General features: G+C 72.5%; 23 protein-coding genes. 17 read left to right on the top strand and 6 right to left on the bottom strand.

Annotated elements, in window-relative coordinates; all coding sequences use genetic code 11:
• Positions 1-39: 39 nt before the first annotated feature.
• Positions 40-624 (bottom strand): helix-turn-helix domain-containing protein, encoded by a 585-nt coding sequence (locus tag ACWDR0_RS17325; RefSeq protein WP_456352535.1) that lies wholly within the window; start codon positions 622-624, stop codon positions 40-42.
• A gap of 293 nt (positions 625-917) precedes the next feature.
• On the opposite strand from ACWDR0_RS17325, the gene ACWDR0_RS17320 reads away from it, so the two are divergent.
• From ACWDR0_RS17320 to ACWDR0_RS17310, 3 genes are read left to right on the top strand one after another with little or no spacing between them, the layout of a single operon-like run.
• The gene (locus ACWDR0_RS17320) at positions 918-2,384 is read left to right on the top strand and encodes a purine-cytosine permease family protein (protein ID WP_456352534.1); all 1,467 of its coding nucleotides are present in this window, start codon (positions 918-920) and stop codon (positions 2,382-2,384) included.
• Entirely contained in the window at positions 2,381-3,298 is a 918-nt protein-coding gene (locus tag ACWDR0_RS17315) for a nitrilase family protein (RefSeq protein ID WP_456352533.1), read from the top strand. The genes ACWDR0_RS17320 and ACWDR0_RS17315 overlap by 4 nt, the downstream gene beginning before the upstream one ends.
• The gene (locus tag ACWDR0_RS17310; protein ID WP_456352532.1) at positions 3,295-4,254 is read left to right on the top strand and encodes a carbon-nitrogen hydrolase family protein; all 960 of its coding nucleotides are present in this window, start codon (positions 3,295-3,297) and stop codon (positions 4,252-4,254) included. The genes ACWDR0_RS17315 and ACWDR0_RS17310 overlap by 4 nt, the downstream gene beginning before the upstream one ends.
• A gap of 69 nt (positions 4,255-4,323) precedes the next feature.
• Here ACWDR0_RS17310 and ACWDR0_RS17305 read toward each other — a convergent pair whose 3' ends face one another.
• Complete coding sequence (locus ACWDR0_RS17305) at positions 4,324-5,748, bottom strand: sulfatase family protein (protein WP_456352531.1); 1,425 nt, start codon at positions 5,746-5,748, stop codon at positions 4,324-4,326.
• Between the two features lie 168 nt (positions 5,749-5,916).
• Positions 5,917-6,009 carry a putative leader peptide gene (locus ACWDR0_RS17300; protein WP_456352530.1) on the bottom strand — a complete coding sequence of 31 codons (93 nt, stop codon included), beginning with the start codon at positions 6,007-6,009 and terminating at the stop codon, positions 5,917-5,919.
• A gap of 148 nt (positions 6,010-6,157) precedes the next feature.
• Here ACWDR0_RS17300 and yhfZ point away from each other — a divergent pair, with 148 nt between their 5' ends.
• The 8 genes from yhfZ to ACWDR0_RS17260 all read left to right on the top strand — a co-directional run bounded on the left by yhfZ (position 6,158) and on the right by ACWDR0_RS17260 (position 14,059).
• On the top strand, positions 6,158-7,096 hold the full coding sequence (gene yhfZ / locus ACWDR0_RS17295) for a GntR family transcriptional regulator YhfZ (RefSeq protein WP_456352529.1): 939 nt from the start codon (positions 6,158-6,160) through the stop codon (positions 7,094-7,096).
• Between the two features lie 125 nt (positions 7,097-7,221).
• The gene (locus ACWDR0_RS17290) at positions 7,222-7,596 is read left to right on the top strand and encodes a transcriptional antiterminator (RefSeq protein ID WP_456352528.1); all 375 of its coding nucleotides are present in this window, start codon (positions 7,222-7,224) and stop codon (positions 7,594-7,596) included.
• Between the two features lie 52 nt (positions 7,597-7,648).
• Complete coding sequence (locus ACWDR0_RS17285) at positions 7,649-8,008, top strand: DUF2620 domain-containing protein (protein ID WP_456352527.1); 360 nt, start codon at positions 7,649-7,651, stop codon at positions 8,006-8,008.
• Between the two features lie 53 nt (positions 8,009-8,061).
• A complete protein-coding gene (locus ACWDR0_RS17280; protein WP_456352526.1) occupies positions 8,062-9,405 on the top strand; it encodes a YhfT family protein in 1,344 nt (447 codons plus the stop codon).
• A 39-nt stretch (positions 9,406-9,444) separates the two neighbouring features.
• Positions 9,445-10,452 (top strand): phosphotriesterase family protein, encoded by a 1,008-nt coding sequence (locus ACWDR0_RS17275; RefSeq protein ID WP_456352525.1) that lies wholly within the window; start codon positions 9,445-9,447, stop codon positions 10,450-10,452.
• Between the two features lies 1 nt (position 10,453).
• Complete coding sequence (locus ACWDR0_RS17270; protein WP_456352524.1) at positions 10,454-11,569, top strand: aminotransferase class V-fold PLP-dependent enzyme; 1,116 nt, start codon at positions 10,454-10,456, stop codon at positions 11,567-11,569.
• Positions 11,570-11,572: 3 nt separating this feature from the next.
• The gene (locus ACWDR0_RS17265) at positions 11,573-12,736 is read left to right on the top strand and encodes an alanine racemase (RefSeq protein WP_456352523.1); all 1,164 of its coding nucleotides are present in this window, start codon (positions 11,573-11,575) and stop codon (positions 12,734-12,736) included.
• 9 nt (positions 12,737-12,745) lie between these two features.
• A complete protein-coding gene (locus ACWDR0_RS17260; RefSeq protein WP_456352522.1) occupies positions 12,746-14,059 on the top strand; it encodes a phosphopentomutase in 1,314 nt (437 codons plus the stop codon).
• 38 nt (positions 14,060-14,097) lie between these two features.
• Here the strand turns inward: ACWDR0_RS17260 and ACWDR0_RS17255 are convergent, their stop codons facing one another.
• Positions 14,098-14,703, bottom strand: coding sequence for a TetR/AcrR family transcriptional regulator (locus ACWDR0_RS17255; protein ID WP_456352521.1), 606 nt, complete (start codon positions 14,701-14,703; stop codon positions 14,098-14,100).
• Between the two features lie 48 nt (positions 14,704-14,751).
• Here ACWDR0_RS17255 and ACWDR0_RS17250 point away from each other — a divergent pair, with 48 nt between their 5' ends.
• The 4 genes from ACWDR0_RS17250 (at position 14,752) to ACWDR0_RS17235 (ending at position 20,400) form a co-directional block, all read left to right on the top strand.
• Positions 14,752-15,306 (top strand): GNAT family N-acetyltransferase, encoded by a 555-nt coding sequence (locus tag ACWDR0_RS17250; protein ID WP_456352520.1) that lies wholly within the window; start codon positions 14,752-14,754, stop codon positions 15,304-15,306.
• 180 nt (positions 15,307-15,486) lie between these two features.
• Entirely contained in the window at positions 15,487-17,031 is a 1,545-nt protein-coding gene (locus tag ACWDR0_RS17245; protein ID WP_456352519.1) for a helix-turn-helix domain-containing protein, read from the top strand.
• A 547-nt stretch (positions 17,032-17,578) separates the two neighbouring features.
• On the top strand, positions 17,579-19,030 hold the full coding sequence (locus ACWDR0_RS17240) for a hypothetical protein (protein WP_456352518.1): 1,452 nt from the start codon (positions 17,579-17,581) through the stop codon (positions 19,028-19,030).
• Between the two features lie 101 nt (positions 19,031-19,131).
• On the top strand, positions 19,132-20,400 hold the full coding sequence (locus ACWDR0_RS17235; protein WP_456352517.1) for a transglycosylase family protein: 1,269 nt from the start codon (positions 19,132-19,134) through the stop codon (positions 20,398-20,400).
• 103 nt (positions 20,401-20,503) lie between these two features.
• Here ACWDR0_RS17235 and ACWDR0_RS17230 read toward each other — a convergent pair whose 3' ends face one another.
• Positions 20,504-21,088 (bottom strand): TetR/AcrR family transcriptional regulator, encoded by a 585-nt coding sequence (locus ACWDR0_RS17230; protein WP_456352516.1) that lies wholly within the window; start codon positions 21,086-21,088, stop codon positions 20,504-20,506.
• Between the two features lie 112 nt (positions 21,089-21,200).
• On the opposite strand from ACWDR0_RS17230, the gene ACWDR0_RS17225 reads away from it, so the two are divergent.
• Both ACWDR0_RS17225 and ACWDR0_RS17220 read left to right on the top strand, forming a co-directional pair.
• Positions 21,201-21,587: a DUF4267 domain-containing protein gene (locus tag ACWDR0_RS17225; protein WP_456352515.1), complete on the top strand. Its 387-nt coding sequence runs from the start codon at positions 21,201-21,203 to the stop codon at positions 21,585-21,587.
• Positions 21,588-21,702: 115 nt separating this feature from the next.
• Positions 21,703-22,452, top strand: a complete 750-nt coding sequence (locus ACWDR0_RS17220; protein ID WP_456352514.1) for a hypothetical protein — start codon at positions 21,703-21,705, stop codon at positions 22,450-22,452.
• Between the two features lie 24 nt (positions 22,453-22,476).
• Here ACWDR0_RS17220 and ACWDR0_RS17215 read toward each other — a convergent pair whose 3' ends face one another.
• Positions 22,477-23,559 (bottom strand): barstar family protein, encoded by a 1,083-nt coding sequence (locus tag ACWDR0_RS17215; protein ID WP_456352513.1) that lies wholly within the window; start codon positions 23,557-23,559, stop codon positions 22,477-22,479.
• Positions 23,560-23,619 lie beyond the last annotated feature (60 nt).

Below are 23,619 nucleotides of genomic sequence, written 5' to 3'. Positions count from 1 at the left end.
CGCGTGATTCCGGGAGCGGTACGCGGGGATACGGCGGCGTCAGTGGGAGCCGCTCCAGGGGGCGGGCACGAAGGTCCAGGTGACCTCGGCGGCGCCGGGGCCGGAGTTGCGCCAGGTGTGGGGCTCCCGGCCGGAGAAGCTCAGTGTGTCTCCGGCGGCGAGCGTTTCGGTGCGGTCCGTGAAGCGGACGGCGACCTCGCCGCTCACCACGTGCAGCACCTCCACCTCGCAGTTGATGGTGTACAGCTCGTCGCCCCCGTGCGCGCCGGGCTCCAGTCGCGATCGCAGCACCTGGACCTTCGCCTGGGTACGGGGTGTGACCAGCCGGTCCTCGACGCCGTGGCCGCCCATATTGAGGCGCGGAGCCGTCTCCAGGCGGATCACCTCGGTCTGGGCGCCCTCGAAGAGCGAGCCCACCGGCAGTGACAGCACCTGGCAGAGAGTGACCAGGGAGGTGACGCTGGGCGAGGTCTCGTCACGCTCGACCCGGCTGAGGAAGCCCCTGGTCAGGCCGGTGGCGGCCGCGACCTGCTCGATGGTGAGCCCCTGGGCCTTGCGGCAGGCCCGCAGTCGTGCCCCGACCCGGACCGGATCGGCGGAGGGCGTCGGGTGAAGCGCTTTCATCGAAGTCCTCGCGTCACTCGTTCGGCTTCCGGACCACCCTTGACAAGGTGGTCGCTCAGGGCAAACATTACCCGGAATGAAAGTTGCCTAATAGGAATTCTTTGTTGTGTATAGGTAACTTCTCGTCCGGCGCACGATCCGAGGTCCCGATGAACGCCTTCTGACACAGCCCGCACCGTGTACGGCGTGTCCTCGGTGATGACACCGGACCACCCGTCCCACCGGACGGCCGACCCGCCGACCGGCCCGGCGACCGAACCCATGAACGACCCCACGAACGACAGGGGAATGCGATGAGCTCCTCGGAGACCGCGACGCAGCGCGAATCTGCGATCGAGCAGCATTCGATCGACTATGTGCCCTCATCCGAACGGCACGGCAAGGTCTGGCACCAGGGACCGTTCTGGTTCACCGGCAACTTCGTCCTGCCGACGATGGTCGCCGGATTCGTCGGTGCCTCCATGGGGCTGAGCGTCTGGTACAGCGTGCTGGCCATCGTGCTCGGCGTCGGCGCCGGCACCTTCTTCATGGCCTTCCACGCCAACCAGGGCCCCCGGATGGGCCTGCCCCAGATGATCCAGTCCCGGGCCCAGTTCGGCAGCCGCGGCTCGGCGGTGCCGTTCGCCGCGACCGTCTTCGTCTACGTCGGCTTCCTGGTCTTCGACACGGTCCTCGCTAAGCAGGGCCTCGGGCTGCTGCTGCCGGGCGGCGAGCTCTTCTGGTACCCGGTCCTGATCGCCCTCTCCATCGTCATCGCGGTGGTCGGCCACGATCTGCTCCACTTCGTCCAGCGGTGGCTGACCTATCTGCTGGTCGTCGTCTTCGCGGTGCTCACCGTGGTCGCCATCGTGCACTTCGGCTCCAACCCCGTCCCCGCCGACGTACCCGCCGCCACCGCGGGCTGGGACCTGACGGCCTTCCTCGTCCAGTTCTCCCTGGCCGCCGGATACAACATCAGCTACTCGGTCTACGTCTCCGACTACACCCGCTACCTCCCCGCGAACGTGCCCGCGCGGAAGCTGATCACCGCGGTGTACGCGGGTGCCGCGTTCTCCGCCGTCTGGCTGATGTCGCTGGGCGCGATCCTCGCCAGCTATCTGCCGGACCCCGATCCGATCACCGCCCTGCGCGAGGTCGGCGACCTGCTCTTCCCCGGCTTCGGCCTGATCGTCGTGATGGCCTCGGTGCTCGCCCTGATCTCCATCATGGGGGTCAACGCGTACGGTGCGATGCTCACCGGCGCCAGCGCCCTCGACGGCTTCCGGAAGGTGCGCCCCACCGTGCGGCTGCGCGTCGTCGGCCTGATCGCGGTCGGTCTGCTGTCCCTGGTGGTGGCCCTGCTGATCCCGGACGACTACATCGGCAGCTTCAACAACTTCGTGCTGATGATGCTCTACTTCCTCGTCCCGTGGACCGCGGTGAACCTGGTCGACTTCTACTTCGTCCGCCGGGGCAAGTACGCCATCGCCGAGATCCTCAACCCGGACGGCATCTACGGACGCTGGGCCTGGCGGGGCGTCACCGCCTATGTCCTCGGATTCGCCGCGATGATCCCCTTCTTCTCCACGAGCTTCTACACCGGCCCCGCCGCGGAGGCCCTCGGCGGCGCCGACTTCTCGTTCGCCGTCGGACTCCTCGTCGCCGGTCCGCTCTACCTGCTGTTCTCCCGGAACCTGGACCACGAGGCGGAGGCCGCCGCCCGCGCGGCGAGCGAAGCCGAACTGGAAGGGACGGCCACGGAGGAGGAATCCGTACGATGAGCGCGCAGCCACCCCGCCCGGACGCCGGACGGAACACCGAAGCCGGACACAACACCGAAGGCGGACGGAACACCGAGGTCACCGTCGCCGTCTGCCAGATCGCCCCGCAGGTCGGTGACCCCGAAGGGAACCGGGCACGGATCCGCACGGCCGTCGAGACGGCCGCCGCGCGCGGCGCGCAGGTCGTGGTCCTGCCGGAGCTGGCCGCCTCCGGATACGTCTTCACCGGCCCGGAGGAGCTGCGGAGCGCGGCGGAGCCGGCGGACGGCGAGACGATCCGGGAGTGGGCGGCGCTCGCCGCCCGCCACGGCCTGGTCGTCGTCGGCGGCTTCGCGGAGCTGGGTGAGGACGGCCGGGTGTACAACGCGGCGGCCCTCGTCGACCCGGCCGGGCTGCGGGCCCGCTACCGCAAGGCCCATCTGTGGGACGGCGAGAAGGTCTGGGGCTTCACCCCCGGGGACGGGCGCCCCCCGGTCGTCGACACCCCGTACGGCCGGATCGGCTTCATGGTCTGCTACGACCTGGAGTTCCCCGAATGGGTACGGCTCGCCGCCCTGGACGGGGCCGAACTGCTCTGCGGGCCCGTCAACTGGCCGCTGTACCCGCGCCCCGACGGCGAGCGGCCGGCCGAGATCGTCCGGGTCCAGGCCGGTGCCGCCGTCAACCGCATGTTCATCGCGGTCGCCGACCGGACCGGTACCGAACGGGGCCAGGACTGGCTCGGCGGCAGCGTGATCGTCGACGCCGACGGCTATCCGCTGACCGCACCGAGCCTCGGCGAGGAGGCGGTCCACACCGCGACCGTCGACCTCGCCGAGGCCAGGAACAAGGCCATCAGCGACCACAACGACGTCCACGCGGACCGGCGCCCCGAGCTGTACGGCCGCCCGCGGCCCGGAGGAGAGCGGCCATGACCACCACCGTCGCCGTCGTCCAGCAGCCGCCCGCCCTGCTGGACCTGGACGAGTCGCTGCGCCGGGCCACCGCCCATATCGCCGAGGCCGCGCTGGCGGGCGCGGACCTCGTGGTCTTCCCCGAGACCTGGCTCACCTGCTATCCGGCCTGGGTGTTCGGGCTCGCGGGCTGGCGGGACGCCGAGGCCCGGCACTGGCACGCCCGGCTGCTGGAGCAGAGCCCCGTACTGGACCCCGGGGGCGACGACGCCCTGGCCCCGGTCCGGGCCGCGGCCCGGGAGCACGGGGTGACCGTCGTCCTGGGCCTCAACGAGCGGGCCGCGGCCTCCTCCGGGTCCCTCTACAACTCGCTGCTGACCATCGGCCCGGACGGCGGCACCCTCAATGTGCACCGCAAGCTGACGCCCACCCACACCGAGCGGAACGTCTGGGCCGCGGGGGACGGAGCGGGGCTGCGGGTCGTCGACACCCCGGCCGGCCGGGTGGGCTCACTGGTCTGCTGGGAGCACTTCCACCCCCTCGCCCGGCACGCCCTGCACGCGCAGCACGAGGAGATCCACGTCGCCGCCTGGCCCGATATGCCGGAGAGCCATGCGATCGCGGCGCGGTCGTACGCCCTGGAGGGACGCTGCTTCGTGGTCTCGGCGGGCCTGCTGCTCTCCACCGGCGACGTACCCGGCGATCTGCTGGCCGCCTACCGGGCCGGAGTGGGGCCCGACGCCCCGGAGGACGGTCTGCTGTTCACCGGCGGGTCCGGTGTCGTGGGGCCCGACGGGGCGTGGATCGTGGAGCCCGTGTACGGGGAGGCGCGGATCGTCACGGCCGTACTCGACCCGGTCCGGCGCTACGAGGAGGCACTGGACCTGGATGTCGCGGGGCACTACGGGCGGCCCGATGTCTTCACCCTGTCGGTGGACCGGACCCGGCGCGACAGCGGGGTCCGCTTCACGGACTGACGGCCCCCCGCCGTCCGCCCGTCCGCGCCGGGACGGGCGGACGGCCGGGGCCTGCCGTACGGAGGTGCCCTACCCGGGGTACGGCAGGAGCCCCCGGTCGATCCCCTCCCACGCGGTCCTCAGCTCCGCCAGCAACTCCGGCCGTACGGAGGCCTTGTCGGCCTGCTCGCGGATGTCCTCCGACAGCCGGTAGAGACGGTCCCGGCCGTCCTTGCCCCGGTAGTACTTCCACTCGCCCCGCCGCAGCGCCCGTTCCCCCCGGACCCGCCAGAACAGGTCGCGTTCCGGCACCTCGGTGCCGTGGAGCAGATAACCGGCGAGGCTGACACCGTCGAGGGGATATGCGGGATGGGGCCGGGCCCCGCCGATCTCCAGCAGGGTCGCCGTCCAGTCGGGGGAGTACACCGGAACCCGGCTGACCTGCCCGCCGTCGATCCGGGCGGGCCAGCGCAGCACCGACGGCACCCGGATACCGCCGTCCTGGAGCGATCCCTTGTTGCCGCTGAGCGGCCAGTTGTACGAGAAGCGTTCGCCGCCGTTGTCGCTGGCGAAGAAGACCAGGGTGTCCTTCTCCTGGCCGGACCGCTTCAGGGCGGCGAGCACCCGGCCGACCGAACGGTCGAGGTCCTCGACCATCTGCCGGTACTTCGCGAGCGAGCCGCCGTCCTGGTGGCGCAGCGCCCGCCGGTCGCCCGCCCTGATCCGGCGGACGATCTCGGCGCTGGTCTCCTCGTCGCCGTCGGCGATCCAAGGCCAGTGCGGGGTGGTGAAGTTGAGGTTGAGGAGCCAGGGGGTGCGGCCGTGGTCGCGGCTGACGTAGTCGGCGGCCCGTTCGGTCAGGATCCGCGTGTAGTAGCGCAGGTCGCGGTACTCGGCGTCGCCCTCGTAGAGGTCGTAGTCACCGCTGGAGCTGAGCTTGGAGTAGTACTCCAGCGCCCCGCCGAAGTTGCCGAAGAACTCGTCCCAGCCCGACCGGGTGGGGCTGTAGTCGGGCAGATAGCCGCAGTGCCACTTGCCGATCAGCGCGGTCCGGTACCCGGCGTCGCGCAGCAGCGAGGCCAGCGTGGGATGGGTCGGTTCGAGCCCCGCGGACCGGTCCGCTATCGGCTCCGCCAGCCCGCCCTTCGTACGGCCCGGGTAGCGGCCGGTGTAGAGGCTGAACCGGGTGGGCGAGCAGGTCGCGGAGCCGCTGTACGCGTCGGTGAACCGCACGCCCTGCCGGGCGAGCCGGTCCAGATGGGGGGTGCGGATCTCCGGGGCGCCGTAGGAGGAGAGGTCGGCCCAGCCCAGGTCGTCGCCCAGGATGAACAGCACATTGGGGCGGCGGGCGCCCCGGCCGCGGTCACGGGAGGCGCGGAACGGGCGTTCGGCGGGCGGGTTTTCGGTGCCGTCCGCGGCCGAGGCGTCGGCGGCGGAGAGTCCGAGGGCCGCCACCGCCCCGGCGGCGGTACCGCCGAAGGCGCGCCGGGACAGCGAAGGGTCGTAGGAGGTCACAGAGGTGCTCCAGAGCAGGAGTGCGGGCTCGCGGGATGCCGGGCATCACGCGGCGAAGGGGGAGCCCCGGCAGCCGGAAGCGGCGTTACCGGGGTGACAGGAGAGACGATCCGGGGCGTACCGGATCAACGGGGAGGCCGGTGCGGCCCCGGCGCACGGAAGGGCGCGTCAGACGTGCCGACAGATGGCGCTCGCGACACGGACCAGGTCGACGTGGCGGCGCTCCACAAGACGGACCCGCAGGTCACCCAGTGGCTGCATGCCTCCAGACCCTTCCGGATCCCCTTTCTCCTGTCAACGCCCTGCCCACCGGCCGGACCGGCGGGCCCGGCGGCACATTTCCCCGCCGCGCTTCTCCGGTGCGTCCGGAGTCTTGTCAGTATCCAGAATCCTGTTTACTGTTCTGGCCGTGGACGATCTCGAATCCCGCCTCCTCACCCGTAACGGCCTCGCCGCCCGGCGGCTGGCGGCCCTGCTGCTGCACCACGAGCCGGACACCAGGCTGCCCCGGGTACGCGACCTCGCGGGGGAGCTGGGCTGCGGCAACGGTACGGTCCAGGCCGCGCTCCAACTGCTGGAGGAGTCCGGGGCGATCGCCACGACCGCCCGCGGCCATCTCGGCACCTTCCTGGACCGCTCGGACCGGGCCGTCCTGTGGCGGCTCTCCGGGCTGGGCACCCTGCTCGCGGCGATGCCGCTCCCGTACTCCCGGCGGTACGAGGGGCTGGCGACCGGGCTGCGGGGCGCCTTCGAAGAGGCGGGCGCGCCGTTCGCGGTGACCTTTATGCGGGGCGCCGGGGCGCGGACCGCCGCACTGCTGGAGGGCAGGGCCGATCTGGTGGTCCTGTCGCGGTACGCGGCCGACCGGCTGATCGCCGAGCACCCGGTGGAGCTGGTGGCCGACCTCGGCCCCGCCACCTACGTCGGCGCCCACGGCATGCTCGTACGGCGCGGCGCCGACCTCACCGCCCCGGGACTGCGGGTGGCGGTCGACCATGCGTCGGAGGATCTCCGGATGCTGGTCGAGCGGGTGTTCGCGGGCCGGGACGACATCGAGTGGCGGGAGACCTCCTATATGCAGCTGCACGACCACTTCGCCCGCGACGAGGTGGACGCGACCGTCTGGAACCTCGACGAGGCGCCGGGCCGGTTCGCGGCCGGCGTCGACGTGGTGCCGCTCGGCGACGAGGTCACCCGGGAGCTGGCCCTGCGCAACTCCAGCGCGGCGCTGATATCCCGTACCGGGGGCGCGCCCGCGCTCGCCGCCGTACGCGAGGCACTCGACCTGTCGACGGTGACCCGCCTCCAGGGCGAAGTGCTGCGGGGGGAGCGCGTTCCCTCGTACTGACCGACTGACCGACTGACCGACTGACTGACCGGCCCGTCCGGGCGGGCGGGCGGGCGGCGGCACCCCGCGCGGCCTCGCACGCCGTCACTTTACAGAATCCCGGTTACTGCTGATTGAGGTGTCGGATGGACGATCAACTCGCCCTGCGCATAAGCCTGTTCCGTGCGGACGCCCGGGTCGGACCGGGGGCGGTCGACTTCGTGACCGCCGAGCTGGCCGCCCTGGAGGCCGAAGGGCACACCGTCACCGAGGCCACCGCCGGAATGCTGACCAGCCATCTGGTGATGGCGATCAGCCGCATCCTGGCCGGTACGACGCCCGAACCCGCCGCCGGCGACGACCACCTGGCCGCCGAACTGGCGGACCATTCCGACGCCGTGGCCCGGGCCCGCGCCGTCGCCTTGCGCGCCCGGCAGGAACTGGGAGTGGTGTTCCCCGACTCCGAGGTGAACTTCCTCGGCCTGCACCTGGCGGTCCTGGCCGGGCGCTCCGCACCCTGACCCGCCCCTGCCCACCCGTCCCCGGAATCAACCGACAGAGAGCAGAACAGCCATGACGACAAGAATCCTCACCGGCGGCGTCGGCAAGGTCGAAGTCACCGAGACCATCGGCCGGCTCGGCCTCGACTCCCTCCATGTCACCCTCTCCAGCGACCTGGACGCCGCGATGAAGCTCCGGGCCGCCCAGGCCGACTACTACCTGGGCACCTGCCACACCGGCGCCGGCGCCTCGCTCGGGGTGCTCGTCGGGCTCATGGGCAGCGCCCTCTGCCACACCTTCGGCCGCAGCGTCCCCACCGAGGGCGAGATCGCCGGACTGCTCGACGACGGCAAGAAGGTCTTCGGCTTCTCGATGGACCAGATCGACACCATCGCACCGCTCATGGCCCGCGCCATCGCGGCCCGCGGCTGAACCGGCGACCCGGCACCGCACCCGGCACCGTCCCTGGCACGCAGGAGTGACCCGTGAACACCACTCTCCCCGCCGGAACCGGCCTCGACCTCTCGTTCGCCCAGCAGCTGACCGTCATCGCCCTCTGCGCGCTGACCGCCTTCGTCGCACATCTGGCACTGGCCGTGTTCAACGACGGAGTACGCCCCTTCCTGCTGGACTTCATCCACGGCCGCACCACCCGCAGCGCCACCACCGCGGTCTCCTTCGGCCTCTCCGCCGGGTTCATCTTCGGCCTCGGCGCCCCCATGGCGCTGTCCACCGGAGTGCTCAACCCCTGGCTGCTGTTCCTCCCCACCGACATCCTCGGCATGCTGGCCCCGAAGAAATGGCTCGCCCCGGTCCTCGGCGGCGCCTGGGGAGCGGTGGTCGTCTTCGGGCTCAACGGGGCCGACGACCTCGCCCAGGACCTGCCGGTCGACTTCCTGACGGCGATGCAGCAGATGTCCACGCCGATCCTCTTCCTCTTCACCCTCTTCCCCGTACTCGCCATCACCCGGCAGTTCGGCCGGAGATGGGGCGCCGTGGCGGGCGTCCTCGAACTCGCCCTGGTCGTCGCCACCATGAAGCTCTGGCCGAATATGTTCGCCGGAGCCCTGGCCATGGCGGTGGGCGTCCTGATGCTCATCGGACTCGCGGTCGCCAAGGACCTCGCGGAGCGCCGGGCCGAGCGCACGACCGAAACCGCCGGAAACCCGCCCGGCCCGGCGGACGACGACCCCATGCTCTCGCTGTTCGGCGCCAGCGCCGCCCGCCTGCGCAGACATCTGCCGCTGTTCATGCTCCTCGGCGCCGGGGTCTGCGTACTCGCCCAGATGCATGTCTTCGGCGGCGGTGAGGCCACCAGCTTCCTGATAGCCGAGGGGCGGTACGCCGAGGCCGCCCAGGTCGACTTCTACCGGGTGTTCGGCTTCATCCCGCTGATCGCGACCACCGCCCTGGCCTCCGGGGCGTACGGAATCGCCGGCCTCACCCTCGTCTACCCCATCGGCTATCTGCTGCCGAACCCGTTCCTCGCGGCCGCCGTGGGCGCCCTCGTGTTCGCGGCCGAGGTCCTCGCGCTCTCCTGGATCGGCAGGTTCCTCGGCCGGCTGCCCAGCGTCCGGGACTGCTCGGAGCATCTGCGCAGCGCCATCGGCGACACTCTCCAGCTCGCGCTCCTCTTCGGATCGCTGATGGCGGCGAACTCCATGGGCGGCGGGCTCGGCATCTTCGTGGTCGGCGGACTCTACCTGCTCAACGAGGCGATGGGACGGCCCGTGGTGAGGATGGCCGCCGCCCCCGCCGCGGTGCTCGCCGGCGGCGTCCTCCTCAACCTCCTCCACTGGCTCGACCTGTTCACCCCCGTCAAGGGCTGACCCGTCGCCGTACCCGGGCCCCGCCCGGAGGGAATCGTCATGAACCGATCCGGACCATCCGTCCCGCGCACCGCCACCGGGGAACTGCCCGCCGCCGCGGTACGCCGTCCCGTGCTCACGACCGTCACCGGCGACCTTCCCGCCGCCTCCGTACGCGGCCCCGTACTCACCCACGAGCACCTCGTCCTCGACCTGAGCCGCCCCGGCGACCCGGCCGCGTTCCTCGACCCGGTCCGCCACGCGGCGGACGTCACCGCCGAACTGTCCGCACTGCGGGCCGGGCACGGCCTGGCCCTGGTGGTCGAGCTGACCTGCCGGGGCATGGGCCGGAACGCCCCCGCGCTGGCCGGGATCGCCCGTGGCTCCGGCGTCGCCGTCGTGGCCGCGACCGGCTGGTACCACCAGGCGTTCCACCCGCCGGAGACCGGTACCGCCGGAGTGGACCGGCTCACCGAGATCCTCGTCCACGAAGCCGTGCACGGCATCGGCGGCAGCGGTATCCGGCCCGGAGTCCTGGGGGAGATCGGCAGCCACGGCTCCGCCCCGACCCCCGCCGAAGCCAGGGTGCTGCGGGCCGCCGCGCGGGCCGCGCTCGCCACCGGACTCTCCGTGGCCACCCACGCCCAGCTCGGGCGGGGCGGGATCGCCCAACTGGACCTGCTCACCGGCGAGGGACTCCCCGCCCACCGGGTGGCCGTCGGCCACCAGGACCTGCTGGACGACCCGGGCGTCCACCGGGAGCTCGCGGCGCGCGGGGCGTACGTCGCCTTCGACACCGTGGGCAAGGAGGCGTACCAGGACGACGGCACCCGGCTGCGCCTGCTGCTCGCCCTGATGGCGGCCGGACACGCCGACCGGGCCCTGCTCAGCTGCGACATCTCCCGCCACGGCTATCTGCTCGGCGCGGGCGGCCACGGCTACGGCCACCTCTTCACGGGCTTCCTGCCCCGGCTCCGGGCGGCGGGCGCCGACGACGACCTGATCGACCTGCTCACCCGCCGCAACCCGCTGCGCTTCCTCACCGGCGCGAGCACGGAGGAGGACTGAGATGGAACCCGTACTGCCCACCACCTTCCCGCTGGCGACGACCGGCCTGGAGGAAGCCGTCGCACGGCAGTTCCGGCTGCTGGAGGCCACCGCCGCGCACTTCGAGGGCGAGCAGTTGTTCACCGCCGACACCGGAAACGTCCCCGGACTCGGCCGGCCCCGGACCACCGCCAGGACCGAGGCCGTGCTCGCGGACTTCTTCGGCGCCGAGGACGCCGCCCTCGTCCAGGGCGCGGGCACCGGAGCGATCCGGGCCGCCCTCGCCGCCGCCGTACCGCCGGGTGAACCGCTCCTCGTCCACCGGGCCCCGGTCTACCGCACCACCGCCACCACCCTCGCGAGCCTGCGCACCGAGACCGGCGAGGCGGACTACAACGATCCGGCGGCGCTCGCCGCCGCCCTGGACTCGGGCCGGTACCGGTGGGCGTACATCCAGCACACCCGGCAGCGGCTCGCCGACTCCTACGACCTCGCCGGGACCGTCGCCGCCTGCCGGGCGGCCGGGGTCCGTACCGTCGTCGACGACAACTACGCCGCCCTGCGCACCCCCGCCACCGGGGTCGAACTGGGCGCCGACGCCTCCTGCTTCTCCCTCTTCAAACTCCACGGACCCGAGGGCGTCGGACTGGTCACCGGCGCCCGCGACCTGATCGCCCGGGTACGCGACGACAACTACTCCGGCGGCGGCCAGGTCCAGGGGCACCAGGCCCTGGCGGCCCTGCGCGCCCTCACCCGTGTCCCGGTGCTGTGGGCCGTGCAGTCCAGGGTGACCGCCGAGATCGCGGAACGCCTCGCGGCCGGCGAGGTCCGCGGCGTAGCGGAGGTACGCATCGCCAATGTGCAGGACCGCTCCGTCCTGATCCGCCTCGACCGGCCGGTCGCCGAACGGCTGCCCGCGGCGGCCGCCCACTTCGGGGCCGCCCCCTACCCCGTCGGCTCCAACTCCCGGTACGAGATCGCCCCGCTGTTCTACCGGCTGTCCGGCTCCGTCCTCGCCGACTCCCCGGAGCTGGCCCGCTGGACCGTACGCGTCAACCCCATGCGAGCCGGTGCGGATCTCGTCATCGACATCCTGCGCCGCTCGCTCGCCGTCCTCGACGCCCTGAAGGACCACTGACCCTTGTTCCTCGACACCGTCCTCACCCGCAACCCCGAACTGGCCGAGGCCGCGTCCGCCCTGCACACGAGCGGTGCCGTCCCTCCCGACACGTACGTCATGGACCTCGACGCCGTCGAGGCCAACGCGGCGCTGCTCGCCGCCGGCGCCGAACGGACGGGTATCGCGCTCTGGTTCGTCGTCAAGCAGTTCGGCCGCAACCCCGAGCTGATCCGCGCCGTCGCCCGGCACATCCCCGCCGCGGCCGCCATCGACGCCGACGAAGCCCGTACCCTCCGCACCGCCGGGGCCCGCCTCGGCAATGTCGGCCACCTGGTGCAGATCCCGTCCCGTTCGCTGCCGGGGATCCTCGCCGGGCGCCCGTCGCACGTCACGGTCTACGACCCGGCCAACGCCCGGGCGGTCTCCGAGGCGGCCCGCGCGCTGGGATTCGTCCAGCCCGTCCTGATCAGGCTGGAAGGCACCGACGGCGCCTGCTACCCCGGCCAGGAGGGCGGCGTACCGCTGGCCCGGCTGGCCGACTTCGCCGAGGCGGCCGAAAGGCTCGACGGCATCCGGATCGCGGGCGTCACCGCCTTCCCCTGCGTCCTGTGCGACCCGGTGACCGGAGTGCCGACCGCCACCGCCAACTTCCGTACGGCACTGGCGGCCCGCCGGCTACTGGCCGAACGCGGCCACCACGACCTGCTGCTGAGCGCCCCCAGCGCCACCTCCGCCGCCTCCCTCCCGCTGCTCGCCGAACTCGGCGCCACCCACGGCGAACCGGGCCACGCCCTCACCGGAACGACCCCGCTGCACGCACTCGACCCCCACCAGCCGGAGAAGCCCGCCTATCTGTACGTCAGCGAGGTCGCCCACATCCTCGACGACGGGCGCCCGGCGATCCACGGCGGCGGCTTCTACCCCCGCTCCGGCGTCCGGACCGCACTGCTGCCGCGCACCGGTGCCCGCCCGGGGGTGATCGGCGCGCCCGCCGAGAACATCGACTACTACCGGCTGCTCGACGCCCCCGGCGGCGGCAGGGGCGTACGGGTCGGGGACACCGCGCTGCTCGCCTTCCGCACCCAGATCTTCGTCACCCGCTCGACCGTCGCCGTCGTCTCGGGCCTCTCGTCCGGCACCCCCCGCCTGACCGGCCTCTACGACGCCCGGGGCCGGGCGCTGTAAGGAGAACCAGTGAGCAGGACCGTCATCGTCGTCATCGACGGCTTCGGTATCGGCGCCATGCCCGACGCGGGCACCCCGCGCTTCGCGGACCTCGCCGCCGACACCTGCGGGCATGTCCTCGACCACGCACGCCGCACACTCGGCCGCCCGCTGCGGCTCCCGGCCCTGGGCGCCCTGGGCCTCGGACTGGTCCATCCACACCCGGACCTGCCCCGCACCACCCTGCTGCCGGTGGCCGCGGGGCGGGCGGCCCCCGGCTACCCGGGCGCGGACACCTTCGCCGGGCACCAGACCATGATGGGCGCCGACTTCAGCCGGGTGGCCGTCGCCCGTCTCGCCGGGCATCTCGACGAGGTGACGGCCGCGCTCGAAGCGGCCGGGCACCGGGCGGAACGGCCGGACGGCGGGCCGCTGCTGCTGGTCGACGGGGCCGTACTGGTGCACGACAACCTGGAATCCGACCCCGGGATCAACTGGAACGTCTCCGGCGACCTGGCCGATGTCCCCTTCGACGGGCCCGGCGGCATCCTGGCCGTCGCCCGCACCGTCCGGAGCACGGCGCCGGTGGCCAGGGTGATCGCCGTCGGCGGGCGGGCCGACGGCCCGCTGCTCCGCTTCGTCCGCTCCGGCGACGGGGGAACGGTGGGGCTCGACACCCCCGCCTCCGGTCTCTACCGCAACGGCGGTCTCCGGGTACAGCATCTGGGCGCGCCGCTCGACCCGGTCCGCCAGCTGCCCGAACTGGCCGCGCGGGCCGGCCTGCCGGTCACCCTCGTCGGCAAGGCCGCGGACATCCTCGTCTGCGGGCCGGCGGTGCACCGGCCCGCCGTGGCGACCGCCGAGGTCCTGTCCCACACCCTGGAGGCCGCGGCCGCCGGGCCCGACGCGCTCGTCGTCGCCAATATCCAGGAAACGGATCTGGCCGGACACCAGCAGGACGCCGTACGGTACGCGCGCCTGCTGGAACAGGCCGACACCGGACTGGCGGCGCTGATGTCCCTGCTCTCAGCCCCCGGCGACCGTCTGATCGTCACCGGCGACCACGGCAACGACCCCACGATCGGCCACGCCAACCACACCCGGGAGTACGTCCCGGTCCTCGTCCACCGCCCGGAGGCATCCGGCACGGACCTCCTCGCGGACGCGGAAACCCTCGCCGATGTGGCGGCCACCGCGGCCCGCTCCCTGTCCCTGCCCCCGGAAGCCCTGGCGACCGGCACCCCGCTGACCCCGGCCGCCGCCCGGCTGCCCCGGCACGCCCCGCACTGCCGCAGCCGGACGTCGAGACCGCCGTGCCGGGGCGGGTGCCGGGGGAGTCGCTGAGGGGGCGCCCGGGCCGGCGTCGGCCGGTCAGTGGCCGGTCAGTGCCCGGAGCCGCGAGGGCCGGTGGTCAGTGCTGCCAGATAGTCGTCGAGGAGTTCGATCTGACGCCCGGGCGGGAACGCCGCCGGGTCGAAGAGGGTCTGGACGACCAGGCCGAGCAGGAAGGACTGGGCTCCGGCCGCGATGTGTCCGGGGTCGCCGGGGGGCAGCTCGCCCCGGTGCTGGGCGGCGGCCGCGTGGTCCCGCAGTGTGACGCGCGCCTGTGCGTACTTGCGGGCGAAGTCGTCGCTCAGGGCGGGGTCCGCGAGCGCGGTGTCCCAGGAGGAGACCCAGATCCGGTTGGTGGCGACGGCCTCGGCGTTCAGGGGAAGGACGCCCAGCATGGCGGTCCGCAGCGCGTCGAGACCCTCCCCACCGGTCGGCCGGGGGCGGGCCGCGGTGCGTTCCACGAGCAGGTCCAGGGCGTACCCGACCAGATCCTTCTTGGCGGGGAAGTAGTGGGTGAGCAGACCGGTCGTGGCGCCGAGCCGGGCGGCGACGGCCCGCAGGGTCAGCCCGCCGAAACCGTGCTCGGCCAGCACCTGCCAGACCGCCTCCGACACTTCACGGCGACGGGCTTCGTGATCTCCCTTGCTGCGTGGCATGCTGCTACCGTACCTATTCATAACAACTGTTGTGTGAATGGAGGCTGCATGTTCTCCCTACCGCTGCAGGACGGCGGTGCCCGCCTGGCACCGCTGGAGACATGGCATGCCGCGGAGTTCGCCGCCCATATGGACCGCGCTCGCGAGCACATACGGCCATGGGTCGGACAGGGCTTCGCCACCGAGGGGGTCGACGCGGCGCGATCCCTGTTGCGCCGCTACGCCGAACGCCAGGCGGCGGACGGCGGGCGCCTCTTCGGCATCCGGACCGGCGGCACCCTGGTCGGCGGCGTCATGTTCACGGACTTCGACGCCGGTGCGGGCAACTGCGGGATCGGCTGCTGGCTGGAGCCCGCGGCCGAGGGCCGCGGCCTGGTGACTCCCGCCTGCGGGGCCCTGCTCGACTGGGCCTTCACCGACCGCGGCCTCCACCGCGCCGAATGGCACTGCCGGGCCGACAACAAGCGCAGCTCGGCGGTGGCCGAGCGGCTCGGCATGGTTCTCGAAGGTGTACGGCGCCAGGCCTGGCCGGTGGACGGTGTCCGGCACGACAAGCAGATCTGGGCGATCCTCGCCTCCGAATGGCGCGGGCAGGGTTCGTAGCGCTTCACCACGCAGGCCGGGCCCCTCGGAGTGCCCCGTACCGCCGTGATCGTCCGATGCCACCTGTGCCACCTGACCGACGGCATCCCGGGTCCGGGCTGCGGCGGGGTGCATGGGTGCGGGCCCGTAGGCCGAGTGCCTGGGAACCGGGCACTCCGGAAAGCAACGGGGGAACTGCTTATGACCGGCGACAGAGGTCCGACCGTCACGAATCACGCCGTCACGAATCACGCCGTCACGGAACACGGCGTCACGAAAGCCCGAGAAGCCTCGCCACTCCTCGCGGAGCTGCTGACGTACGCGCGTCCCGGCCGGGAGGGAAGCGCACGGGAGATACGCAGGCTGACCGACTGGCTGGGCAGAACGGTCGGGGGTTCGGCCGTGTTGAGGGACGCGGACGCCGAAGGCGGCGGACCACTGGTGCGCTCCATGGCCACGGGCCATCCGCGGTCCGCGGCGGTGGAGGAGGACGGCCGATGGCTGCGGCTGCTCGCCCTGGGGCCCGCCGGCCCCCATCCGGTTCTCGTCGTCGCCCGGGACGCGCCCTTCGACCCGGAGTCGGCGGCACTCGTCGGCCATGCCGCCACGGTGCTGGAACTGCTGCTGCGCGCGGCGGAGGCGAACGCGGACCGGCGTAGGGCGGACGAGGCCGTCGGCCATTTGCAGTCGGCGGTCTGGCAGTTCCTCGTGATGGGCGAGGTGTCGTCGGCCCGGCGTGCCGTGGCGGGGGTGCGGCCGGGCCTGCTGGACACCCCGTGGGTGACCGTCCTGGTGCTGGAGACGGCCGCCGGTGTACGGGAGGCGACGGTCCGGGAATGCGACGCCCTGGTGGGCGGGCAGGCCCTCGTGGTGCCGTGCCCGAGCCATCCCGGCCGGGCGGTCGTCGTCGCCCCGTTCGTCACCGGCCCGGAGGCGGGACAGGTGAAGCGAACGCTGTCCGCCTACGCCGCCGACCGGAGCACCGTCCATCTGGGCAGCAGCAGCTGGTACCCGCCCGCCGGTGCCGAAGCGGCGTACCAGAACGCCTGCCGGAATCTCGTCGCGGCCAAGCTCGCCCTCCGCCCGTCGGTCGGGCACCGCGCTCGTACGAACCTGTCGGATCTCCTCGAACCGGACCGGGCGGGCTCATGGGCGCTGAGCACACTGAGCCCGCTCTACACCGTGCCGCTCCAGGAGCATGTCCGGCTGATGACCACGATGTCCCTGGGGTTGCGCTACACGGCGGTCAGCTCCGCGAAGATCCTCGGGGTGAGCCGTAACACCGTCCGGGCCCGGATGGCACGTGCCGCGGCCCTGCTCGGCGCCGACCTCGACGACGTGCGCACGCGCGCCACGCTGCATATCGCGCTGAACTTCAAGGACCTGCAGAGCACCGCCGAACGAGGCTCGGGCGAGGCGCCCCGTCTGCGCCACCTCCTGACGGGAGCACGTGTCCGCGACTGGGCGGACCATGTCCTCGCTCCGCTCGCCGACGACGACCGCGACCTCCGCCGGACGCTGTGCGTATGGATCGAGGAGAACTGCGGCGTCGACCCCGCGGCCCGGCGTCTCGACCTGCACCCCCAGACCGTCCGCGACCATCTCCGCAGTGCGGAGCTGCTGCTGGACAAGCGGCTGATCGCCGGGGGCAGCGATCTCTACGAGCTGGTCGCCGCCTTCACCGCCCTCGACGAACTGTGCGCACCGGCGACCGGAACCGCCTCCGCCCACCTCGCCCGACGGTAACCATGCACCGGTGAAGGAGCCGTGTCGCACGACCGTGCACCGCTGAGATACCGGCCCGCCGGGCCGCCGCCTACCTTCGTGTCAGCCGGTCCGGCCGGTGCACGGTGCCCTGGGCGAAGAAGGGGGGAAGTACGGGGAACGCCCGGGGTATCCCGCTGCGCACGCGGCGCAGCCGGCCGCGGGACCGGTACCGAGGTCCGGCCGTCCCCCGCGGCGGGCGGGTTGCGGGCGACGGCCGGACCGGGACGGTTCCGGGGCGGCCCTCTTCCGTCCCGGCGCCCGGACGGGGCACAGGTCACCGCCCGCCCTGCCCCGCCCCGGTCACCGGCGGCGGACACCGCCGTGGCAGGAACCATCCCGCGTCCGGCCGTGGTTCATCCGGCTCCGTGACGCGTACCGCATATCCCTCACCAACGTTCCGAGGAGAAACATGCCCAGCAGACGCTCGATACTCCGTGGTGCCGGCGCACTGGCGGCCGCCGGTTTTGTCCCCCTGGCCACCGGTGCCGTATCGAGGGCCGTCGCCGCACCGGCAGACGGGAGCCTGGTGGGCAGATACTACCCAGTCACCTCCACCGGCCTTCTGGGCAACGGGGCGTCCACCGGCGGGCAGGTCACCCGCTCCCAGGTACTGGCCCGTGGCAAGGTCTGGGTGGACCTCCAAGTCCCGTACAGCCCCAACGGAACCACAGCGCCGTACGGCTGGTGGTACGACAGCCGGACCGGAGGCCGCTACCGGCAGGACTGTTCGGGATTCGTCTCCATGGCCTGGCAGCTCCCCCACAGCTACGTCACCTGGACTCTGCCTGGAGTCTCCCAGGAGCTGCCGAACCTCCAGGACGCGCAGCCGGGCGACGTCTTCAACAACATTGAGACTCATGTGATGCTCTTCGTCCGGTGGACGGACAGCAACCGCACGACCGCCGTCATCATGGAGCAGTGGAGCACGGCGGGCCCCACCCGCCAGCGCGAGGTGACTCTCGCGAATTTGGGAACCAGGGGGATGAAGGCATTCCGGTACCGCCGGATCGTGGACGACGCCGGTCAGCCCTCCGAGTCCCAGGGCCGCTTCTTCCACCAGTACCGGCGGGCCGACGGTTCATGGACCGGCTTCGCCCCGCTGAACGGCTATGCCGGGGCCCCGTCCTTCTACGGGAACGGCGTGGCCATCACCGGCACAGCGGACGGCTCGTCCCAGGTCCTCGGTGTCGGCACGGACGGCAACCTGTACCACAACGCCCGCTACAGCAGCGGCACCTGGACCGGCTTCGCCCCGCTCGCCGGATACGACGGCGCCTCCCGGTTCGCCGCGGCCGCCACCTCCCTCGCGGGTGCGCCCGACGGCTCGGCACACGTCCTCGCGGTCGGCAACGACGGCAACCTCTACCACACCATCCGGCTCGCCAGTGGCCAGTGGAACGCGTTCGAACCGCTCGGCGGCTACGCCGGGGCCGCCCGCTTCGCGGCGGCCGATGTGTCCGTCACCACCACCCCGGACGGCTCGGCTCAGGTCCTCGCGGTCGGCAACGACAGGAACGTCTACCACAACGCCCGCTACCCCAATGGCTCCTGGACCGGCTTCGAGCCCCTCAACGGTTACGGGGGCGGCAGCCGGATGACCGCCTCCGTCGTCTCGATCGCCGGTGCCCCCGACGGTTCCGCCCATATCGTGGCCATCGGCAACGACCACAACGCCTACCACCGCATCCGGCGGGCCGACGGAACCTGGACCGAGTTCGCCCCGCTCGGCGGCGCCGGAGGCGCGTCCCGCCTTTCGGCCTCGGACATCGCGATCACCACGACGCCGAACGGCGCGGCACAACTGCTGGCCGTCGGCAACGACGGCAACGTCTACCACGGCATCCGCTCGGCCTCCGGCCACTGGGACGTTCCGGCCCCGCTGAACGGCTACAACGGTGCGCCGCGGTTCGCCGCGCACCGGGTCGCGATCGCCGGTATGCCGGACGGCACCGCCCAGGTACTCGCCACCGCCCGCTGACCGAACCCCCTTCCCCGCCACCCGGTGCCCCGCGCCGCTCCGCCGTTCCGCCGATCGGCGCGGGCCCCCGGCCGTGCCCTACGACAGGAGCCGATCCACCCATGCGCCGTCCCCGACCGTCCCGCGCCCTGCCCGGCGTCCCCGTAATCGCCGCCCTCCTCCTCGCCGGATTCACGGCCCCCTCCGCCTCGGCCGCTTCGGTGGCCACCTGGGACAAGGTCGCCCAGTGCGAGAGCAGCGGCAACTGGCACATCGTGAGCAACACCACGCCCAAGTACTACGGCGGGCTCCAGTTCGCCAAGAGCACCTGGGACGCCTTCGAGGGCGGACAGTACGCGGCCTACGCCCACGAGGCGACCAAGCAGCAGCAGATCCTGATCGCCGAGAAGGTCCTGGCCGCCCAGGGGCCCGGCGCCTGGCCCAAATGCGGCCGCGAGGCCGGCCTCGGAAACGATCACGCCGACCCCTACCCGGCCCCGGCCGACGCCGGAGAGTTCCGCCACGCGGTTCGCGCCGCCACCGGGCACTGGACGTCGTTCGCCCCGCTGCACGGCTACAACGGCGCCGCGCGGTTCGAAGGCAGCCGGCAGTCCATCACCTCGACACCGGACGGCTCCGTCCAGGTCCTCGGCACCGGAACCGACGGCAACCTGTACCACAACGCCCGCTACGCCAACGGCACCTGGACGGGCTGGCAGCCCCTGGGCGGATACAACGGGGCTCCCCGGTTCGCCGCCACGGAGGCAGCCGTCGCCGGTATGCCCAACGGCGACGCGCACGTCGTCGCCGTCGGCAACGACGGCATCGTCTACCACAACATCCGCCGGGCCGACGGCGGCTGGCAGGGCTGGTCCGCCGTCTCCCAGTGGGGCGCGCGGAAGGTCACCGCGACGGGCATGCCGAACGGTGATCTCCAGCTCGGCATCGTCGGTCTCGACGGCAAGGTCTACCACAACGCGCGCTACGCGAACGGCAGCTGGCAAGGATGGAACGCGGTCGCGGGCTACGGCGGCGCTCCCCACTTCGAAGCCTCCGGCCTCGCCGTCGCGGGTCTGCCGAACGGCGACGCCCAGTTCCTCGCGATCGGCGACGACGGCGGTCTCTACCACACCACCCGCTTCGTCGGCGGCAGCTGGCAGGCCTGGGGGAACGTCGCCGGAATCGGCTCGGTGACGGAGGCGGCCCTCGCCGCGATGCCCAACGGCGATGTCCAGGTCCTCACGATCGCGGGCGGCACCACCGTCCGCCACAACATCCGCTACGCATCCGGCAGTTGGCAGGGCTGGAACTCCCTCGGTGTGAACGCCCGCAAGGTCGGCATCACCGGCCTGCCCACGGGTGACGCGCACATTCTCGCCACCGGCAACTGACCGGCCCTCGCGGCCTGTACGGCAGCCGGGGCCGGCCGCGAGCGGCGGGGGCTACGACCCCCGCCGAGGACGAGATATCTCGCCCCGGGCGGTGCGGCAGGCGCTACCGGCCGCCCGGGGCGATCCCTTCGACCAGCAGGTCCAGCCGGGTGCTCTCGCCGTGCGCCGGGACGCGCCCGGTCGCCGACAGGGCGGAGATCCCGTGGAGGGCGGCCCACAGCAGTTCGGCACGCGCCTCGCGGTCCGCCGTTCCCTCGGGCAGCGCCGCCACGAAGGCGTCGAAGGCCGCGCGCAGCGCCGCGGGCGTCTCGTCGGCGGCGAACACGAGCTGTGTCGGCATGACGAACATCGCCCGGTAGAGGGCCGGATGGTCGACGGCGAAGCGCAGATAGGCCCGGCATACGGCGCGCAGACCGCGCCGCGGATCGGTTCCGCGGGCGGCGGTACGGGCCCGGTGCAGCTTCTCGGCAAGCTCGGCGAAGCCCTCCTCGGCGACGGCCGCGACAATGGCGTCCTTGCCCTTGAAGTGGCTGTAGAGGACCGGCTGGCTGTACTCCACACCCTCGGCGAGGCGGCGGGTGGTGACCGCCTCCCAGCCCTCGGCCTCGGCCAGTTCACGTGCCACGGCGAGGATCAGGCGGCGGCGCTCGGCCCGCTCCCGCTCGCGGCGGTTCCGAATGATTGACACGAGCAAAATTCTAGCACTGCTAGACATCGGGCCAGCGCTATATCTAGCATCGCCGGAAACCCGAGCGGCGCTCGGCAGCGCCCGGCGCCGCGTGAGCAGAGGAGGGTCCGCCGTGCCCGGTGCCGCTACCACTGTCGCCACCGTCATCACCTGGTCGATCGCCGTCGGCATCATCGTCATCGGTGTCCGCTGCCTACGGGTCCCGCAGGCAGCGGCGGACTTCGGAATCCCCGGCACCCGCACCGATGACCCCGTCTTCCGGGCCTGGCTCTCCGTCAAGGGCGTCCGGGACATCGGCTCGGGGCTCTTCCTGCTGGTCGTGCTGCTCGGCGGCAGCACTGCTCTGCACGGCTGGATGATGCTGGCGGGCTCGGCAGTGGCGTCCGGCGACGCGCTCATCACCAGGCGCAGCGGCGGCCCCGCCAGGGCGTACTACGGTATCCACGGCACCACCGCCGCGGTGATGGCCGCCGCGGGCGGCGTACTGCTGCTGTCCTGAGGCGGACGGACGACACCGGGGGGTGCGCAGGGACCGCCCCGTCCGTCGACGGCCGGAGTCCAGGGGGCAGGACAACTCGGATGCTCCCCGGCCGGAGCCGTGCGAGCATCGGCGGATGACCGACCGAGTGAAGGTGTCCGCCGAGGACCTCGTGGGGAAGCGGCTGCTGCGGGTGACCACGTCCTGGCATCGCTACGGCGACGAGGACCGGTCGCTGCTGCACCTGTGGCTGCACCTGGAGGGGCTGGGTCCCGTGCAGTGCCACACCCCCGGAACCGGTCTGTCGTTGCGTACCGACCGGCCGCACGAGCCGTACTCCATGGGCGAATACGGCAGTGTCCTGGTCGAGACGGATACGCCCGAGACGCCTCTGACCCGGTACCTCGGAGAGCCGATCGGTACGGTCCGGGAGATCCGCTACGACGACGGCCGGGTCCGCTTCCCCGCCGGTCTCGCGCTCTGCTTTCCCGAGGGGACCATCAGGCTGCTCGCCCTCGATGACGAACTCATCGTCGTCGAGACCGTTCTCCCCGAGGACACGGCCCTGGTCCGGGTCGTGGAGACCAGCGCGGAGTTTCCGGCGCAGTGGGACGCCTGGACGGCCGACGGCCGGTACCTGTACCTGAGGTACCGGCACGGCGAGGGAATCGTCGAGGAGCACCCGGGCGAGGACACGGATACCTGGGACGGTGAAGCGTCGGGACTGCTGAGCCGGTGGGACGACGGAACCGGCGGCGGCCGGATCGGGCTCGGCGAATTCCTTACCCTGGCCGGTCTGCACCTGGCACCGGACGCCGAGGTCCGGTCGGCCGGTCCCGCCGTACGGTTCCGGCCCGGCGGCGGGACGACGCGGAACGGACGCTGACGCACGCGTCGCGCGGGAGACGGCTTATGCCGTGGTGACGCGCATACCGCCCTCGGCCAGTACCGCGAGGACTTCCGCGAACAGGTCGTACGGCTCGCCCTCCGGTGTCAGGGCCGGGGACAGACGCTCGCGCGCGACCGCCGCGTCCCGCCAGAGCAGGGTCGCCGGGGCGGTGTAGCCGAACGTGCCGCGCAGGCAGTCGACCACGGCGTCCAGGCAACTGCCGAAGTAGCCGCCCGGCCCGTTCACGGCCTCACCGAGGGCCAGATACAGGCCCGGGACGTCGGTGATGTGCCGGCCGTCGAGCACATAGGCGTGACCGGCGGGGCGGTCGTGGTGGACGCGCTGAAAGGCGCGTTCGCGGACCAGATCGTGCCAGGCGCCGCGCGACCTGGTGCCGAGACCGGACCAGGCTCCGGAGACATCCGGTGGGCCCGCGAACCACTGCTCCCAGACCGGCCGGGCATGGGCGGGCACCGGCACGTCGAGGCCCCCGTCCAGCTCCAGGTCGATCAGATCCGGTCCGCAGGCCGACGGCCCCCAGGACTTGACGGTGGCCCGCAGCAGCACATCGGTCAGCGGGTCGCCCCGGTCGTCGGTCACTTCCAGGGTGGCCTCGCCCAGGTCCAGCGCCCGCCGGGTGCCCTTCGCCAGCGCCGCACGCAAGTGGTCCCCCGGGGCGAGCCCCCGCAGGACCAGCAGGTGAGCGGTTCGCGCGGCCGGGAGGATACGGGTCAACTCCCGGCCGGACCCCAGCCATCGGCGGCCGTCATGCACCCGCACCTCGCCCCGGTACCCCTCGGGCGGGCCCTCGTAGTCGTCGAGGCCGGTGAGCACCAGGCCGTCGGCCCCCGGGCGGCGCCCCGGACTCTCCGCGTCCTCCAGACACCAGGGGCCGAGCGCCTCGTCGTCCGGAACCAGCCACACCCTGCTGCCGACCCAGCCGCGTACGTCCGCCGACGGGGTCCAGCCGAACAGCTCGTAGGTGCCCCGGCCGGGCTCCCCGAACAGCCCGTCCACCTCGGCGCACACACCCCAGCCCCGCCCGTGCTCCGCATCGGACAGCGTGTACCTCGTACGCCGGTGATGGTCGTCGTCCCTGTGCATGGAGGAAGGATGCCGGGCCCGGTTCCCCGCAGGCCACGGAATTTCCCCGACGGAATTTCC

The sequence above is a fragment of the Streptomyces sp. NPDC003691 genome (assembly GCF_053981115.1).
The sequence above is the reverse complement of the archived record's forward strand: the minus strand, read 5'-3'. Positions and strand labels throughout refer to the sequence as shown.

Bases quoted from the DNA above. Each gene is read 5' to 3' on its own strand.
- ACWDR0_RS17235 (WP_456352517.1), top strand. From the start codon at position 19,132: ATGCGCCGTCCCCGACCGTCCCGCGCCCTGCCCGGCGTCCCCGTAATC.
- ACWDR0_RS17220 (WP_456352514.1), top strand. From the start codon at position 21,703: ATGACCGACCGAGTGAAGGTGTCCGCCGAGGACCTCGTGGGGAAGCGG.
- ACWDR0_RS17275 (WP_456352525.1), top strand. From the start codon at position 9,445: ATGAACCGATCCGGACCATCCGTCCCGCGCACCGCCACCGGGGAACTG.
- ACWDR0_RS17255 (WP_456352521.1), bottom strand. From the start codon at position 14,703: ATGCCACGCAGCAAGGGAGATCACGAAGCCCGTCGCCGTGAAGTGTCG.
- ACWDR0_RS17290 (WP_456352528.1), top strand. From the start codon at position 7,222: ATGGACGATCAACTCGCCCTGCGCATAAGCCTGTTCCGTGCGGACGCC.
- ACWDR0_RS17285 (WP_456352527.1), top strand. From the start codon at position 7,649: ATGACGACAAGAATCCTCACCGGCGGCGTCGGCAAGGTCGAAGTCACC.
- ACWDR0_RS17215 (WP_456352513.1), bottom strand. From the start codon at position 23,559: ATGCACAGGGACGACGACCATCACCGGCGTACGAGGTACACGCTGTCC.
- ACWDR0_RS17245 (WP_456352519.1), top strand. From the start codon at position 15,487: ATGACCGGCGACAGAGGTCCGACCGTCACGAATCACGCCGTCACGAAT.
- ACWDR0_RS17300 (WP_456352530.1), bottom strand. From the start codon at position 6,009: ATGCAGCCACTGGGTGACCTGCGGGTCCGTCTTGTGGAGCGCCGCCAC.
- ACWDR0_RS17310 (WP_456352532.1), top strand. From the start codon at position 3,295: ATGACCACCACCGTCGCCGTCGTCCAGCAGCCGCCCGCCCTGCTGGAC.
- ACWDR0_RS17250 (WP_456352520.1), top strand. From the start codon at position 14,752: ATGTTCTCCCTACCGCTGCAGGACGGCGGTGCCCGCCTGGCACCGCTG.
- ACWDR0_RS17315 (WP_456352533.1), top strand. From the start codon at position 2,381: ATGAGCGCGCAGCCACCCCGCCCGGACGCCGGACGGAACACCGAAGCC.
- ACWDR0_RS17325 (WP_456352535.1), bottom strand. From the start codon at position 624: ATGAAAGCGCTTCACCCGACGCCCTCCGCCGATCCGGTCCGGGTCGGG.
- ACWDR0_RS17270 (WP_456352524.1), top strand. From the start codon at position 10,454: ATGGAACCCGTACTGCCCACCACCTTCCCGCTGGCGACGACCGGCCTG.
- ACWDR0_RS17320 (WP_456352534.1), top strand. From the start codon at position 918: ATGAGCTCCTCGGAGACCGCGACGCAGCGCGAATCTGCGATCGAGCAG.